Annotated in this window: 9 protein-coding genes; all 9 read right to left on the reverse strand. The window is 31.0% G+C overall.

Features of this window, described 5'->3' with window-relative positions:
- Nucleotides 1-3: 3 nt before the first annotated feature.
- Nucleotides 4-1,581: an arylsulfatase gene (locus tag MHL31_RS07560; RefSeq protein WP_240228562.1), complete on the reverse strand. Its 1,578-nt coding sequence runs from the start codon at nt 1,579-1,581 to the stop codon at nt 4-6.
- A 57-nt stretch (nt 1,582-1,638) separates the two neighbouring features.
- The gene (locus MHL31_RS07565) at nt 1,639-3,009 is read right to left on the reverse strand and encodes an alpha-L-fucosidase (protein ID WP_240228564.1); all 1,371 of its coding nucleotides are present in this window, start codon (nt 3,007-3,009) and stop codon (nt 1,639-1,641) included.
- A gap of 38 nt (nt 3,010-3,047) precedes the next feature.
- On the reverse strand, nt 3,048-4,505 hold the full coding sequence (locus MHL31_RS07570; RefSeq protein WP_240228565.1) for an arylsulfatase: 1,458 nt from the start codon (nt 4,503-4,505) through the stop codon (nt 3,048-3,050).
- A gap of 253 nt (nt 4,506-4,758) precedes the next feature.
- Nucleotides 4,759-6,363 (reverse strand): sulfatase, encoded by a 1,605-nt coding sequence (locus tag MHL31_RS07575; RefSeq protein ID WP_240228566.1) that lies wholly within the window; start codon nt 6,361-6,363, stop codon nt 4,759-4,761.
- Nucleotides 6,364-6,368: 5 nt separating this feature from the next.
- Nucleotides 6,369-7,877: an alkaline phosphatase gene (locus MHL31_RS07580; RefSeq protein WP_240228567.1), complete on the reverse strand. Its 1,509-nt coding sequence runs from the start codon at nt 7,875-7,877 to the stop codon at nt 6,369-6,371.
- A 68-nt stretch (nt 7,878-7,945) separates the two neighbouring features.
- Nucleotides 7,946-11,044, reverse strand: a complete 3,099-nt coding sequence (locus tag MHL31_RS07585) for a glycoside hydrolase family 2 TIM barrel-domain containing protein (RefSeq protein WP_240228568.1) — start codon at nt 11,042-11,044, stop codon at nt 7,946-7,948.
- Nucleotides 11,045-11,319: 275 nt separating this feature from the next.
- The gene (locus MHL31_RS07590; protein ID WP_240228569.1) at nt 11,320-12,795 is read right to left on the reverse strand and encodes an arylsulfatase; all 1,476 of its coding nucleotides are present in this window, start codon (nt 12,793-12,795) and stop codon (nt 11,320-11,322) included.
- A 70-nt stretch (nt 12,796-12,865) separates the two neighbouring features.
- Nucleotides 12,866-14,443, reverse strand: a complete 1,578-nt coding sequence (locus MHL31_RS07595) for a RagB/SusD family nutrient uptake outer membrane protein (RefSeq protein WP_240228570.1) — start codon at nt 14,441-14,443, stop codon at nt 12,866-12,868.
- A 14-nt stretch (nt 14,444-14,457) separates the two neighbouring features.
- Nucleotides 14,458-17,520: a TonB-dependent receptor gene (locus MHL31_RS07600; RefSeq protein ID WP_240228571.1), complete on the reverse strand. Its 3,063-nt coding sequence runs from the start codon at nt 17,518-17,520 to the stop codon at nt 14,458-14,460.
- Between the last annotated feature and the right edge of the window lie 60 nt (nt 17,521-17,580).

Consider the following 17,580-nt stretch of genomic DNA (forward strand, 5'->3'; position numbering starts at 1 on the left):
AATTTAATTAATTATTGGCTCTATTTGCTTCCAATTATCCATTTCTTCATTTGTTTGGATAGTTCCTTTGGTACTTCTACCTTCTAAAATAATTTTCTTTAATGCTTCTTTTAGTTCAGCTGCCTTTTTTGGATATTCGGCCATTAGATTTTTAGTTTCACCAATATCATCTTTCAAATTAAATAATTGCATTTCAGGTAAATCTAAATTTTTATTTTTTATTTCTTGAGGTTTAGGATAACTCCAACCTGCAGAACCCTTAGAGACACACAATTTCCAATCTCCCTGCCTAATTGCAAAAGAACCATTAATAGAATGGTGTACCGTATATTCTCTTGTATCTTTAGTATTATTGTTAGTTATTAAAGATAACATACTATAACTATCTTCAGCTTCAGAATCTTTAATTTGATACCCTGTAATATCGGCACAAGTTGCAAAAAAGTCCGTAGTGCAAATAATTTGATTTGAACTAGAATTTTTTAATGCCTTATTTGGCCATTCAACTACAAAAGGAACATGATGTCCTCCTTCATAAATATCCGCTTTCATACCTCTAAAAACATAACTAGGATCGTGTGCTACTTTTTCAAGTTCCTTAAAATCAGCTCTAGGAGAACATCCATTATCACTAGTAAATACTAATAATGTGTTTTCTGAAACACCTTGTTTTTTAAGTGTTTCTCTAATTTGACGCACAACATCATCTACTTGCATTACAAAATCACCATACGCATTGGTTTTACTTTTTCCTAAAAATTCTTCTGAAGGTAAAATAGGTGTGTGTGGAGCGGGTAATGGAAAATATAAAAAGAAAGGTTTATCTGCTTTAGATTTCTCTTCAATATAATTAATAGCTTTGTTAGTTAAATCTTGTAAAACAGTTTCATGAACAAAATCATTTGAAGTAGGTCCTTGCCTCCAAAAACCCTTTGAATCTTTATTAATAGTTGTTTTTGTTGGTTCCATGGTTGCATAATCATTTTCTACATAAACATACGGAGGCATATCTAAAGAACCACAAAAGCCAAATGAATAATCGAACCCATGTGTAGATGGTCCATTTTTAATTGGCGCCTTATAATTTACATCTTGTATTGTATGCAAGCTGTTTATTTGTTTTACTTCAGTTTCTGTATTAAATTGCCAGTCCCAACCCAAGTGCCATTTACCAATAAACGCAGTAGTATAACCTTGTGTTTTTAATAAATCTGCAACTGTGGTTCTATTTGGTGTAATTAACGATTTTGAATACCCACCAAGTACCCCACTTTTTAAACTACTACGCCAATTATAACGTCCTGTTAAAATTCCATATCTAGTTGGTGTACAAACAGAGGATGATGTATGCGCATCGGTAAACATAACTCCGTTAGCAGCCATTTTATCAATATTTGGAGTTGGAATTTTTCCTTCAGGATTAAAACTTTGTATATCACCATAACCTAAATCATCGGCTAAAATGTAGATAATATTAGGATTGTTATGTTCTTTTATATTTCCTTCCTTTTGCGACGAACAGCTGTTAAAAAGAAAAGAAATAAAACATATAATAATTAGTTGGTGAGCAATTGTTCTCATTTTATTAAATTTATTTATAGAAACTTCAGAAAAAACACGAATATTTATCGTTTAATTTTATTCATTTAATATTATTTCAATAACAGGAATTTCAACATTAGGCTTAACTACTGGAAGTCTAAGGTTTATATCTTGTGCTGCTAACTCTTCTTTTCCCCAAGCTCCGTGAGGCTTTGCAATCTGAATTTCAGACATGTCATGTAAAAATTGAGCATATTTTATTTTACCTTTCATACCTTTAAGCGTAAAATTTTGCAATGGATAATCCAATAAATGAATATAAAGTCTTTTTGTTTTTGGATTGTATGTTAATAATGAATTATCTGGCACTTCAAATTCATCAGGTGCTTGTGTACACCCATAAATTGATCTGCCATTATATTTCATCCAATCTCCCATTTGTAATAAAGCACTTTCTGCACGGTAATCTATTTCACCTCTTCCAGTTGGACCTACATTTAGTAAAACATTACCTCCTTTACTAACAGATTCAATTAATAATACTAATAATTGCTTGTTATCTTTCCACGTTAATTCATCCCTGTAATAACCCCAAGATCCACTAAAAGTTTGACAGGTTTCCCAAGGTATTTTTTCTCCATTATAAGTAGGCCATTCGTCAACTTTAAATTGTTCAGGCGTTGTAAAATCCCAACCTCCAGCATATTCTTTTAAATCTAAACGATCATTAACTATTATTTCTGGTTGAAGTTTTCTTATTAATTTCATAAGTTCAACAGAACCCCAATCTTCCCTTCCTTTTCCGTGGTTACCTGGTATAGAATAATCTAACCATAACATATCTACTTTACCATAATTTGTTAAAATTTCAGTAACTTGATTTTTCAAATATTCGCGATAAATACTCATATCACGATCTTTGTTTAATTCATCATATTCTTTATCCGTTTTTGGTGACATTGGATGCACTCTATCAATTGTATAATGTGGATGATGCCAATCTATAATTGAATAATAAAACCCTATTTTAAGTCCTTCAGCTCTAAAAGCCTCAACCCATTCTTTAAGAGCATCTTTTCCATATTCTGTATTTGTAACTTTATATTCTGTATATTTAGAATCGAATAGTGTAAAACCTTCATGGTGTTTTGTAGTAATAACAGCATATTTCATACCTGCTGCTTTTGCTAATTTTGCCCATTCTTGCGGATTGTATAAATCTGGATTAAAATTATCAAAGTATTTTTGATAATCTTCATCTGAAATTCTTTCGCGTTTTTTAACCCATTCGTGTCTTCCTGCTAAAGAATATGTTCCCCAATGAATAAACATTCCAAAGCGATCATTTGTCCACCAAGCTAAACGTTCTGTTTTTTCTTTTTTAGACTCATTCCATATTTTTTTTTGCTGTGCATTTGTGGTAACATATACCATACACAATAAAAAAATTACAAGTATTTTTTTCATTTATTAATTTTTATATAATTATTGATTTTGATATTCTTTTATTTATTACTTCTTCTTTTAATTGCCAACGCTCTTGTTTCTAATGGAAACTCGCTATGTTCTGTTCTAGCATTTTTTAATATACGTAGCATTTCGTTTAATTTTTCTGGTTCTTTTAAGACTAAATTTTCAGTTTCACCAATATCTTTTGAAAGATTATACAATTCTGGTTTCCCTTCTAATTTCCATACCAATTTCCATTCGTCTTTTCTAATAGCTTGAATAGGCCCTTGTTTTTCATTAAATTCCCAGTACAAATAATCATGTTTCTTTTGAGCTTTTGTATTCCCCATCAATTCTGGCATTAAAGAAAGTCCATTAATATCTTTATTTGAAGGTTTTACACCTGCTAAATCACAAACTGTTGGTAAAAAATCCCAAAAAGCAGAAATATGATTACTTTTAGAACCTGGAGCAATTTTACCTGGATAATTTGCAATAAATGGAACACGAATACCTCCTTCATATAAATCTCGTTTTCCCCCTCTTAAATCTCCATTACTGTTAAAAAAATGATCATTTTTTTCATATTCTGGCCCATTATCACTGGTAAAAAAGACTATGGTATTTTCATCTATTCCAAGTTCTTTTAATTTTTCAAAGAGTGTTCCTATATCTCTATCCATACGAGAAACCATACCTGCATAAGTAATATTTCCTTCTTTATCATTTTTGTAATGTCCTTTAGTATTCATTTTACGTTTAGGCCAACCAAGTGTTTTATATGGTTCTTTAGAATCTTCAGGCACCGTTAATTCTAAATGAGGAATTGTTAAAGCTAAATACAGAAAAAAAGGATTATTTTTTTCTTTTTCAATATAACTTAATGCTTCGTTTACGAAAACATCATGCGTATATTTTCCTTGTTTTAATTTAAAATTATTATCCTTCAAAATAAAAGGTTCATTATTTTTGTAAATAGTATCCCAATAATAATGATGCGCTTCACCATGTGTTTTATAACCTAAAAAATAATCAAAACCATGGTTAGAAGGCATATTTCCTTTAGCAGTTCCTTCTGAAAGCCCCCATTTACCAATAATGGCTGTTTTATATCCTGCTTTTTTAAGTTCATTTGCTACAGTTGGCTCGTTTGGTTTAAGGTTAACTGGATTTCCGCTTTGAGTCCAAACAGGATTTCCTCTAACACTTGCATGTCCTTGATCGTATCCAGTTAATAAACTAGCACGCGAAGGCATACATACAGTTGAACCAGAATAATGATTTGTAAAAATGATTCCTTCAGAAGCCATTTTATCTAGATTTGGAGTTTTAATTTTAGTTTGCCCGTAGCTACCTATATCTCCGTAACCTAAATCGTCTGCCATTATAAAAATAATATTTGGCTTTTTCTCTTCACTAATTTTTGTTGTTGTAACATTTTGATTGTTTTTACAACTCAAACTAAAAAACAATAACATTCCAATAAAAAACAGATGATCTATTTTAACACTCATTTTATATCTTATTATTAACTAATAAATAGTTTTTTTAACAGAGATAAAGTTAGTGTTTTTTTAAAATTAAATTTTCTCAATAGTGGGATAAAAATGTAACTTAAAAAATAAAAAACCCCCAATTTTATACTTATTTAGATAAAATTGGGGATAATTTTTTATGCAAAAAAATCTACTTTATTTTAATAACCTAGACTTCTTGTTTTTTTACTTAATTATTTCATTAATTCTAAATTGTTTTAATAAATCAATATTAATCAACTGTAGTTTTACTATCCCACCAAGTATCGTTTGGCTTAAAATCATCGGAAAGAAATTTTAGTCGTTGTTTTTCTAGATTTGGCCACTGATTTTTAATTACTGATTCCAAATATTTTTTTTCTAATTCAGCGTTATATTCATCATCTTTTACAGGAAATCTTGCTCCTACTTCATTTAAATAATTAAACAGTTTCTCATCTAAATATTTTACTGTTTCTGGATTGTTTTCAGCAATATTATTAGCTTCTTCAATATCATTTTCAAGGTCATACAATTCTTTATGTCCATCTTCGTAATAATGAATTAACTTCCATTTTCCTTCTCTTATAATACTTGAAGGCTCTCCTCCTTGATTTCCATAATGTGGATAATGCCAAATTAATGGACGCTTAGCAATAGTTTCTCCTTTTAGAATTGGCACTAAACTTACTCCATCTTGATGTTCTTCTGGTAAAAGATCTGCTCCAACTAATTCCAATAAAGTAGGGTAAAAATCTGAACCCGTAACTGGCGTTGTATTTATTTGACCGTTTGCTAAACCAGGAACTTTAATAAAATAAGGCTCACGAATTCCACCTTCAAATTGATAACCTTTTCCTCCACGCAAAGGAAGGTTTGATGTTGAAAATGAATCTCCTGAAGATACTCCTCCATTATCTGATGTAAATACTACAATTGTATTATCATCAAGCCCCATTTCTTTTAAAGAATTCATTACTTTTCCAATTGCATCATCCATTGTTTCAACAAGGCCTGCATAAATTGGGTTATCTTGTTGCTGTTTAATTGGTAAAAAGTGCCCCATTTTAAAACCTTGTTCTGCAACACCTAATTCTTGAGCTTTCTGTTGGTATTTTTGCCACTTCTCTTGTGTAGTTTGAATAGGACCATGTACTGCGTAAAATGAAAGAAAAGCAAAAAAGGTAGTATCCTTATTTTGTTTCATAAAATTTATTGTTTCATCTGCCAAACGCATAGATAGATTTTCTCCTTTTTTTGTATTTGGTAAAGTTGGATTTATCCATGGTGAAAAGTAACCTCCTTTTGGGCTACCACTCTCCCATCCTCCTTTGTTAATATCAAATCCGTGATCTTCTGGAGAAGATCCCTCTCCACCTAAATGCCATTTTCCAGTAAAAAATGTTTTATATCCTTGAGTTTTTAAAGCTTCTGGTAAAGTAGTATAAGACAAATTTAATTGATGATTATAATCCGCCGGAAGTAACTTATTATATCTTTTTTTATTTCTCCATTTTCCTCCTACTGCTGCACCTATCCAATCTGTTATTCCATGACGTGCAGTATTTTTACCTGTTAAAATACTAGCTCTTGAAGGACTACAAACCTGACAATTAGCATAGCCATTTGTAAAATTCATACCTTGATTGGCTATTTTATCAATATTAGGAGTCTCATAATATTCACTACCCATAACACTTGTATCTTTGTATCCAAAATCATCTGCAAGAATGAATAATATGTTTGGTTTTACTTTTTCATTAGTAGTAATTGAACTCTTATTTTTATCACTTTTGCAACTAAAGTTTAATAGAATTAAAAGTGTAAATACTGTAAATATGGGTAATTTAATTTTCATCTTTTTTATTTTCTTGGGGTAAGTTGGTTATATAATAAAGTGTGTTTTTCTACAATTTTACCGTGTTCATCAATCAACCTAAAAGTAACCTGAGGTTCTTTTGCTTTTGTATTAAATAAAAATTCGCCGAAAGCAATTATTTCTGTACCTCCATATCCAAAAATTTGATTGGTTGCATCTTTTGCTATTGCTTCAGGTCCAGGTACTCCTCCTAAAGTTCCTGCTTCAAATTCATGAATTACATATCCTGATGGTCTAGGTATATTAAATGCACGTGTTCCATGGCGGTCTCCACTAATAAATAAGACACCTGGAATATTTTCTGTTTCAATAAAATTAAATATTTCTTCTCGCGCTGCTGTATCCCAAGTACCCCAAGAATCTTTTCCATTGGATATAGCGTCACTCCACATTGTACCACTTGAAATAATTTTAAAAGGAGCTTTAGAGTTTTTTAAAGTTTCTTTTAACCAGTTTTGTTGTTCTATCCCTAAATAACAACCGTATTGTCCTCTTTCTTTTACAGTTCTACAAGAACGAGTATCTAGCATTATTACTTCAACGGGCCCTATTTGTGTGCTAAAATATATGCCTTCTCCTTTATACTCTGGATTGTTCCAATTCTGATACCAAACTTCTCTAACCGCCTCAACATCATCACTAGTAAATCTATCTGGAATACCGCTTAGATCGTTATTAAAATAATCGTGATCATCCCAAGCAGTATATAAAGGAACATTGGCTGAAAGGTCTCTCCAAGGTTTAGACATATCTCGTAAAAGATAATCTGACCTATGCAGGTTAATTTTATTTTCCCTATCATCAACAGCTATATCGCCAATTAACAACATTACTTGTGGATTTCTTTTTAGAATTTGTGTTACTAAGTTTGGATTATGCAATCCTACTTTATGAAAATCTGATCCAAAAGCTACTTTAAACAAGCCTTTTTCTTTAGTAGTTGGAGCTGTTTTAAATTCCCCTTCTGCTAGCTTAATTTCATTTTCATAAATTTGATATTTATACTCTGAATTAGCAGTTAATCCATCCAATACTATCCTTTGCTCAACACCTGGTATTATATTATTTTTAAAATATTTATGTTCACTCTTATCTTTTATGTTCAACACTTTGATAGTAATAGGTGTTTCAGAGTGTTTTCGCAACCAAACAGTTACTTGTTCCTTTTGTAAATTCCCTAGCATAGGACCTCCTATTAGTGCTAAATTATGCTTTTTTGCAGATTCTAAAATCTTAGCATCTGTAAAATTCGCTTCTGTATTTTCTGAAAATACAGCACGAGATTCCATATAAAACTGCCTAATATTTTCAGGTAAAAGTCCGTAACTATCAAGCAATAAAGTGTCAATTTCTAAATCTCCTTTATGTGCTTCTTTAAGTGTTACTTTATGTTGTACCGGAACAACTGTGTTTTTTTGACTGTAACCTTTACAGCTAATAAATAATATTGTAAAAACTAAGCAATACCTATTAAATACATTCATATTTTTCATTAGTTGAATTATCAGTTAAACTTTTGATTTTTTAGTAATGGTTACAATTTTAAAAACAAATTTACAGTTTATTTAAAAATAATTTCATCAACAAAGAGACCTTTATCTTCAACTGTTTCTAATTTTATTGTATTTGCTCCTCTATTAATTTGAATAGGGACTTTTACTTTACTCCAAAATTTCCCCCAATTATCTGTACTTGGTAAAAACAGCTTATCTTTTACAACCTCATCATTAACTATAAGTTTAACATATGTACCTGCAGCACCTTTAATATGTGCACTATATCTAATGTATAAATCTATTTCTCCAGCACCTCCATCATTTTCTTGATACCAAGCCACAGAAGACCCTACTTCTTTATCTAAACTTACATAACCTTTACCTCTAAAGTTTGAACCTTTTGCTAAAACACTACCATTAACTACTGTAGCTTCTTCTGCTTGTTCTCCTATTTCTGTTACATTTGTTATATTTTCATTCCAAGTAAATCCTTCATTTGCTCCAAATTTTTCTTCCAAAACTTGTAAAGCTTCACCATCTACAACAATTAATGCTTTTACAGTTGTTTCTGGTGCAATTTCAAAACTCGCTTCATATTTTTCAGAATTAATTGTTGGAGTAGCTCCATTTGTAGTATAAAAAACTTCAATTTCAGGATTTATTTTAGCTCCTCTTAAATTAAGAACTTTGGTATCTATGCTAACTTTATTAGAAGTAATTTGTTTTTTCTCTCCTAAAATACTACTTGCCAACAAATTAATGGCTCCAGAGTTATTTGTAGATTCTATATAAGCACGTGTTAAACCATAAAATGCTTTTCTATGATTAGGACCTACATGTTGTTCAACATCTACAGGACTTCCATTATCTAAAGCTTTAATTTTTCCTGCTCCAATTACATTAAAATAAGTTCTATTTTCTCCATAAGGATAAATCTCGCCTGCACTATCTGTTGTTGTAACTCTAACCTGTACAAAATCATTTGCAGCATCTTTTAAAGGTTCACCATCAATTGATAATTTAATTTTAGAAGGCGCATTTGCGGTTTTTATAACCTTTTCAGAAACTACTTTATTGTCTTTATAAGCAACAGCTTTTAAAGTGCCTGGTTGCCATTTAACTAACCATTGACACTGCATTTCATCCCAAGCTTTTCCTGGTTTCTTTTTCCCTAAAGATGTGTCGTTAAAAAATAGCTCAACTTCATCGCAATTAGAATAAACCCACACTGGAATTTCTGTACCCAGTTCCACTTTTGGGTGTGTCCAATGTGGTAAAATATGAACCATTGGTTCTGTTGTCCACTGACTTTGGTATAAATAATACAAATCTTTTTCGAAATTTGCTAAATCTATAGCACCTCCCATAAAAGCTTTAAAAGGCCAACCACCATGCACATAACTTGCTTCACCAATATAATCATAACCTGTCCAACGGAATGAACCTGCATATTCTGGTATATCTCTAAGTTGTGCTATATTTAAACGTGATGATACACGCACAGTTGCATTGTCATAACTTGAATTAAAAACTTGTTTTCTATTTTTTCTATCAACTTCATCAACCCAATCATGAGTAAATACTTCTTTTTCTGTTAAATCTGGAATGGCGTAAGGACGTTGATTTTTATTAGGGAAACCATCTCTAAACCAAGTTTTGGTTCTGTAATATCCTCTTACTTGCCAAGTATGTGTATTTTCTGTACCTATAAAAACTTTTCCTTTTTGATTTTTTTCTATGTTTTCCATAAATCCTTTCTTCTCACTACCTCCATTTACACCTAAAACATTCATATGGTTAGACCCTGAATGACCTGAAGTTACTGGTCTAGTAGGATCTAGATTATTACAAGCTTCAACTAAATCTTTAGCTATAGGTCCTCCTGTTTCGTTTCCAACACTATAAATAACAATAGAAGGGTGATTTCTATCTCTCTTTATCCAATCTGTTAAATCTTGCTTCCACCATTCATCAAAGAAATGTGCTCCATAATCGTTTTTAGCTTTTTTCTTCCATCCATCAAAAATTTCATCCATTACTAACATACCAAGTTCATCGCATAAATCGTAAAATATTGGTGTTTGTGGGTTGTGAGCCGTTCTAATTGCATTGACTCCCATATCTTTTAATTGTTGAATTCTAAAACGAAGAATTTTATCAGGCACAGCTGCTCCAAAAGCCCCTGCATCTTGGTGGTTACATACCCCTTGTAATTTAACATTTTCTCCATTTATCCACATTCCTGTTTCTGCAATCCATTCAATATCTCTAACCCCAAATTTAGTTTCAACAACATCTACTACTTCTTCATTTACTTTTAATTCACTTTTTAAGGTATATAAATACGGTGTTTTTGTTGACCAAAGTTTTGGGTTGTTTAAAATTAAGTTTGTTTTAATTATTAAATCTTCACTCTCCATTAAACTATCTTCTTTAGTAGCAACTACTTTACCACTTTTATCTACAACGGAAGTAATAAGTGTTCCTGTTTTAGCTTGATCGTCTATAGTTGTTAAATCAGTATCTACAAAAATGTTATTCTTTTCTGTTCTTACAAAAATTCCATCTCTTGTAATATGGTTTTTATTTTTTACATCTATCCAAGTATGAGCATAAATTCCACTTCCAGTATACCAACGTGCCGAAGGTTGTTTACTATTATCTACACGTACAGCAAAAGTTATTTTTTTTGAAGTTTGTGCAATTTCTGATATGTCATATGCAAATGAAATCCAACCATAAGGTCTAGTTCCTAATTTTTTACCATTTGCCCATACAGTACTATTCATAAATACCCCATCAAAAGCTATTTCTACATGTTGCCCTTTCCAAGTTTCTGGAACAGTAATGGTTTTTCTATACCATCCAAATCCAGCAGGTAAGTAACCACTTTGTCCGGCCATTGGGTTGTTTTCATCATATTCACCTTCTATACTCCAATCGTGAGGTAAATTTAATGTTCTCCAAGAAGCATCGTTGTATTCAATTAATTCAGCACCTGTAATATCTTCTTGAATAAATTTCCAATTGGAATCAAAATTTACACGAGAATTGTTACTTATTTCAGTTGTTTCATTTTGGCAACTTATAAACAATAAACTAACTATAAAAGACAAGATTAAATAAGTTTGTTGTTTTAAATAGGATTTATTAATATATGACATAGTAGTATTTAATTAGTAGTAATGAAGTTTTAATCTCAAAAAACACATTACTTACATTATATTTTTCTTTTTTATAGCTTTTATGCTATATGTTAATTTTAATGGTTTGGTAACACTTAATTAGTATTTACCAATTATTGGTTCTAATTGGAGTTTTATATCAACGTAATTACTTAAAGACTTAGCACCCCTGCTTTTGTCACTCACAATTAATAACTCAAATTTATAAAAGTAGTTTGTAAAACGTTGATATAATAATTAATACAAGCAATTTTTTAATCAGCTACAAAAGTACTTTGACTAAATGTAAAAACATCTGACGGTGTTCTTGCTTCTTTTAAAATAAGCTCCATTTCTTTTACTATTTCTGGGTATTGACTTGCTACATTAGTTGTTTCTCCTTCATCTTTCGATAAATCATACAATTCTATAGGAGCATTTGGTTCTTTTAAAACATTATATTTAACGGCTTTCCAATCTCCTTTTCTAACAGCTTGTCTTCCACCTCTTTCGTGAAATTCCCAATATAAATATTCATGTTGTTTTTGTAATTCTGGTTTATTTAATAACGTTGGTAAAAATGAGATTCCATCCAAGTTTTCTGGAACTGGTATCTCAGCAATTTCTGAGAATGTTGGAAACACATCCCAAAAAGCAGAAACTAAATCTGTTTTTGTACCTTCTTTTATTTTCCCTGGCCATTTAATTATCATTGGTACTCGAATACCACCTTCGTACAAATCTCTTTTTGTTCCTTTAAATGGACCACTACTTTTAAAATATTCTGGGTCGGCACCACCTTCTGAATGAGGTCCGTTATCAGACGCAAATACTAAAATTGTATTATCTTCAATTCCCAGTTCTTTAACTTTTTTCATTATTTCACCTACTTGGGTGTCCATAATCTCTATCATTGCTGCAAAAGCCGCATGTGGTTCGTCTTGTGATTCGTAAAAACCTAATCTATATTCTGGACCTCCATCTACGCCTTCGTATTTTTTTTCAGGAAGGTATTTCCCTTTGTATTTGTTCATAATTGAATCTGGCGCAACCAATTCTGCATGAGGTATTATTGTAGGCACATACATAAAAAATGTAGTATCTTTATTTTTTTCTAAAAAAGCAAGTGCCTGATCTTGAATTAAATTTGGTGCGTACTGTTCTTTTTTAAGGCCACTATTACCACTTAAAACTATAGAATCTCTATTAGACCATAAGTGAAAAGGATAATAATTATGTCCTAAACGTTGACAATTGTATCCGTAAAATGTATCAAATCCTTGATATACTGGATCTCCTTCTGAACCTGGATATCCCAAGCCCCATTTTCCAAAGGCTCCAGTTACATAACCACCTTTTTTTAAGGCTTCTGCCATAGTATAGGTATCATCTGGTATTGGATATTGTCCTTCTGGTTGAATTTCTTTATTACCTCTTACAGGAGTATGTCCTGTATGCATTCCTGTTAATAGAGCAGATCTTGACGGTGCACATACCGTATTACCTGCATAATGTTGAGTAAATAACAATCCTTCTGAAGCTAATGCATCAATATTTGGCGTACTCAATTTTTCCTGTCCGTAAACACTTAAATCGCCATATCCTAAATCATCGGCAAGAATATAAATAATATTGGGTTTTTTAGAAGACTCTTGTGCTATGTCTAAACTGTTCTTTTCTTTTTGGTTTGAGCAAGAAATTATGCTCGATAAAAGACACACATAAGCAATAAAAGGAAGTAAACTTTTCATAATTGGTAAATTTTAAAATAGCTAGAGTGTAAATATTAATATTTACACTCTAGCTTTTGGTTATTTTATTTTAACGGTAACCGTTATTTGTAGGATCAGAATCTAATAAATTTGCATTTAATAAAATTTGAGCTTGTGGTACTGGAAGTAACACATGGTAAGGTTGAATATTAGCAGCTGGATTGTTCCAACTTCTATGTTCTGTACTTTTAACAGTTTCTAATAATATTCCCCATCTAATTAAATCCATTTTTCTATGTCCTTCTGCAGCAAGTTCAAATTTTCTTTCAGAATACATAGCTTCTCTAAACTCGGATTGAGACATTCCGCTCCAAGGTTGATCTGGGTCAAAAGCTCTTTCTCTAACTTTATTTACATATGCATACGCATTTGCAGGTCCATTTAATTCATTTTCTGCTTCAGCAGCCATTAAATAAATATCAGCTAAACGGAAAACAATATAATTTTCGTGGTGATTGTATCTCACAGAATTTACTTGGTCTAAATTCCAGTTTTTTCTGTAATATGGGAATGAAAGTTGAAAACCTAAATATTCAGAAACAATTGATGCGTCATAACGTAAATCGCCTTCTTGCCAATTGTCTTTATCTGCAATTTCAGGTAATGCTACAGACCATCCATAACCAGTCATATCTTCTTCTTGTTCTAACATTAAGCTTTGAAAATACTCCCATCTTTTCATTTGAGTACCGTTAGATTTTAGAACTGGATTTCCTAAATCATCAAAAGCATAATCGTTTCTATTTGAAGGTTCATCACTAATTCGAGGATTATAATCATCAGTTCTTGTAGTATTAAGCTCATCTGCTTTAAAGTCAATAATAAAAATATGTTCGTTATTTATTGAATTTGTTGGATCTTTTTGATCAAAAACATCTGCATAATTATCTAATAAAGTATGTGGTGAATTATTAATAATTTCATCACAAGCACTTTTAGCTAATCCCCATTCTTTGTCAAATAAATGGAACTTTGCTTTTAAAGCATAAGCTGCCCATTTTGTTGCTCTACCTAAATCTGAACTACTGTATGATGATGGTAACAAAGATATAGCTCTTGTTAAATCATCTTTCATATCTGTTCTTATTAAGTCCTTATCATATCTACCTAATTCTGCTGCTTCAATTGGATTTAACATTTCTCTAAAATAAGGAACATCTCCCCATAAATTTGTTAAATGATAAAAAGCTAAAGCTCTTAAAAATAACAACTCACCAACTGCTTGGTTTCTATTAGCTTCAGTAAGTTTTTCATTACCATCTATATTTGCTAAAAATTCTGTTGTAGCATTTACTACTTCATATAATTGAGACCATACTCCATTTCCGTCACCTACACCTTCAGCAATTAAATAATTATGGATAGTTCCATTTACATTTCTACTAGGACCAACTACGTCTGCTCCATGTGTATAATAATCGTCTAAACCTCTTTGTCTGTATAAATTATTATTATGGTATAAATTATAAACCCCGTTTACAGCTAATTCAGCTTCTTTATCATTATTGTAAAAGTTTTCAGGAGTAATTGCATCCCTTAAATCTTCTTCTAGATATTCGTCACATGAAATTATAGCAAATAAACCTAATAATACTAGGACTATTTTATTTTTTAATATATTTTTCATTTTGTTATTTTTTTTTAAAATTCCATTTTTAACCCTAATGTAATAGATTTAGCATATGGGTATGTACCTGCTGCAAAACCTTGAGACACAGAACTAAAACCACTATCTGAACTAAAATTACTAGTTTCTGGATCTCCTAATTTAAACTTAGAAAGTAAAAATAAGTTAGTACCAGTAACATAAACATTAAATGTACTAAAGGTATTATTCCATCCTAATTGTTCTAATGGAAGGTTGTAATTTAAAGTTGCTGTTTTTAATCTTAAAAATGAACCATCTTCAATATTAACAGAACTATTTGGATTAAATAAACTTGATGAAACCCCTGCTCTAGGAATATCTGAAGTTTCATTTTCTCCTTCAATCCAACGGTCTAATACTCTAGAATCTAAGTTTTCTTCATTTCTTCCATAAAATGAAGTTTGTGTTCTAATATTAAAGATATCACTTCCGTATTGACCTTGAAAAAATACATCTAAAGAAAGATTTTTATATGTAAATGTATTTCTAAAACCACCATAAAAATCTGGTTCTGGACTTCCAATTATTGTTGCATCTTCATCATTCCAAGTTGGATTATCGTCTAAATTTTCAAATCTTGGACCACCAATAAAAGACATCCCTTCTCTACCATCAGCAATAATTTCTTCTTCAGTTTTATAAGTTCCTAAATAATTAAGTCCAATAAATACAGGCATAGACTCTCCAACAATAAGTCTTGCAGAAGTACCTCCTTGGTTACCTGTAGATTGTAAATCTATGTATTCTCTACCATCTAATTCTAAAACTTCACTTTTGTTTGTAGAAATTGACAATGTAGAATTCCAAGAAAAATCTTTTTTCTCAACATTAACTGTGTTTAATGAAAATTCAAAACCTTTATTTTCAATTGATCCTACATTTTGTAGCTGAGTACCTCCTCCTGCTTGTGCAGATAAAGCTTTAGCTAATAATAAATCTTCTGTAGTTTTTTTATAGTAATCTACTTCAAACATAATTCTATTATCTAGTAGACTTACTTCAAAACCAAGGTCTAATTGTTTAGTAGTTTCCCACTTTAACCCATCACTTGGTACTGAACCTAATAAAACTGCATTTACAACATTATCATTAAAAACATTTATACCATTACTATATGTTGCTATAGAATTATAAGGACTTACACCTTGTTCTCCAACAATACCATAACTACCTCTAACTTTTAATTTATTGATAACATCTATATCTTCCATAAAACTTTCATCACTGGTATTCCAAGCAACACCTACAGAAGGGAAAAAGGCATATTTTTTACCTGTTTCAAAAACAGATGAACCATCGTATCTACCAACTACAGTTAAAAGGTATTTACTTTTATAACCATAATCTACCCTACTTAAAAATGAAGCTAACGTTCTTTGACTATATCCAGAACTTGCATAGTACAAGTCTGCATCTCCAAAAGCAAGGTTGTTAAATGATACCGCATCATTTGGAAAACCATCGGCTTCAGAAACAGTACTTTCATTATTATCTTTTTGCCAAGTAAACCCTCCTAATAATTTAAGAGAATGATCTTCGTCTGTATTTACATCATAAGTAAATGTATTTTCATTCAAAATACTTTTAGAAAAGTTTGTTGCAACTTTACCGTAACCTGTACCACTATTATTAAGTATTCTTTCTGGTAAAGCTCCAGGAAGATAATCGTTATATTTTGTATGTGTTATCTCAGCTCCAATAGTAGATTTTAATTTAAAATTCTCAAATAATTCATATTCAAAATATGCATTAGTGATAAGTTTAGTAATAATATCATGGTCTACTCTTAAATTAATATCTGCTTCTGGATTTCGTTCAGTTGTTCCTTTAATTGGATTTGTACCCGTGTAATTACCTTCATCATCATATACCGTTTTAATTGGTAAAACTGACTGAACAATATTTGAATAATTTACTTTATTATTCTCTTTTTTATAATGTGTTGCATTTAAACGAACCCCCATTTTAAACTTATCTGAAAGTCTAACATCTAAGTTAGTTCTAAATGTTATTCTTTCTAAACCAGAACCTCTTAAAATTCCATCTTGATCAAAATGATTCATAGAAATATAATAATTTGAGTTTTCTGAATTCCCCATTATAGATAAATCTGTATTCATTACATGACCAGTTTGAGTAACAAGATCAAGCCAATCAGTTGTTTCAACTGCTCCTGGGTCTTCATACAATAAAGGTAAGTTCGGGTCTGTTCCTCCAAAACCATTGTTTAAGTTTGGATTAAACTGACCAGCTTCATTAATATAGTTTACGTAATCTTCTCCATTTACAATATCAATTTCATTGGCAACTTCTTGAACACTGTAATAATGATTTAAGCTAATTTTTGGTTTTCCTTTTGAAACTTCTGTACCGTTTTTAGTTGTAACTAAAATTACCCCTGAAGCACCTCTTGTACCATAAATTGATAATGCTGTTGCATCTTTTAGAACCTCAACAGATTTAATATCGTTAACGTTTAAAGTGTTTAAGTTAAATCCTGTTCCAACAATAAATCCATCAACAACATACAAAGGGCTGTTGTTACCGTTTATAGAACTAGCACCTCTAATTCTAATTGTTGAACCCGATCCTGGGTCTCCACTATTAGATGTAACTGAAACCCCTGTTGCTCTACCTTGTAAAGCTTGATCTAGCCTTGCAACTGGTTGATTTTCCAAAACGTCAGATTTTACTGAAGAAACTGAAGAAACCAAATCTTTTTTAGATGTGGTTCCATACCCAATAACAACTACTTCACTTAGTTGTTGTGAATCTCCTTTTAAAATAACATTTAATACTTCTTGATCTCCAATTAAAATATCTTGGGCCACAAACCCAATATATGAAAATTGTAAAATTTCACCTTTAGAAACTTCAATTGAGTAGTTTCCATCAAAATCGGAAGTTACCCCTCGGTTTGTTCCTTTTACCAAAATATTAACACCTGGCAAAGTTTGATTTAAGTCGTCTGTAACTGTTCCTGTAATAGTTGTTTGAGCCTTTAAAGACATAAAACCACAACACAACAGTAATAAAATACTTAGTTTTAATTTCATACTAATTAATAATTAATTTATAGTTTGGTTTCATCATTATAACAAATGATTACAACAAAT

Origin of the sequence: Lutibacter sp. A80, from assembly GCF_022429645.1 — a bacterium.
Classification (GTDB): Bacteria; Bacteroidota; Bacteroidia; order Flavobacteriales; family Flavobacteriaceae; genus Lutibacter.

What these genes read in the sequence shown, in the direction of transcription:
- MHL31_RS07585 (WP_240228568.1), bottom strand. Translation starts at nt 11,044, where the DNA reads ATGTCATATATTAATAAATCCTATTTAAAACAACAAACTTATTTAATC.
- MHL31_RS07590 (WP_240228569.1), bottom strand. Translation starts at nt 12,795, where the DNA reads ATGAAAAGTTTACTTCCTTTTATTGCTTATGTGTGTCTTTTATCGAGC.
- MHL31_RS07600 (WP_240228571.1), bottom strand. Translation starts at nt 17,520, where the DNA reads ATGAAATTAAAACTAAGTATTTTATTACTGTTGTGTTGTGGTTTTATG.
- MHL31_RS07580 (WP_240228567.1), bottom strand. Translation starts at nt 7,877, where the DNA reads ATGAAAAATATGAATGTATTTAATAGGTATTGCTTAGTTTTTACAATA.
- MHL31_RS07565 (WP_240228564.1), bottom strand. Translation starts at nt 3,009, where the DNA reads ATGAAAAAAATACTTGTAATTTTTTTATTGTGTATGGTATATGTTACC.
- MHL31_RS07570 (WP_240228565.1), bottom strand. Translation starts at nt 4,505, where the DNA reads ATGAGTGTTAAAATAGATCATCTGTTTTTTATTGGAATGTTATTGTTT.
- MHL31_RS07595 (WP_240228570.1), bottom strand. Translation starts at nt 14,443, where the DNA reads ATGAAAAATATATTAAAAAATAAAATAGTCCTAGTATTATTAGGTTTA.
- MHL31_RS07575 (WP_240228566.1), bottom strand. Translation starts at nt 6,363, where the DNA reads ATGAAAATTAAATTACCCATATTTACAGTATTTACACTTTTAATTCTA.
- MHL31_RS07560 (WP_240228562.1), bottom strand. Translation starts at nt 1,581, where the DNA reads ATGAGAACAATTGCTCACCAACTAATTATTATATGTTTTATTTCTTTT.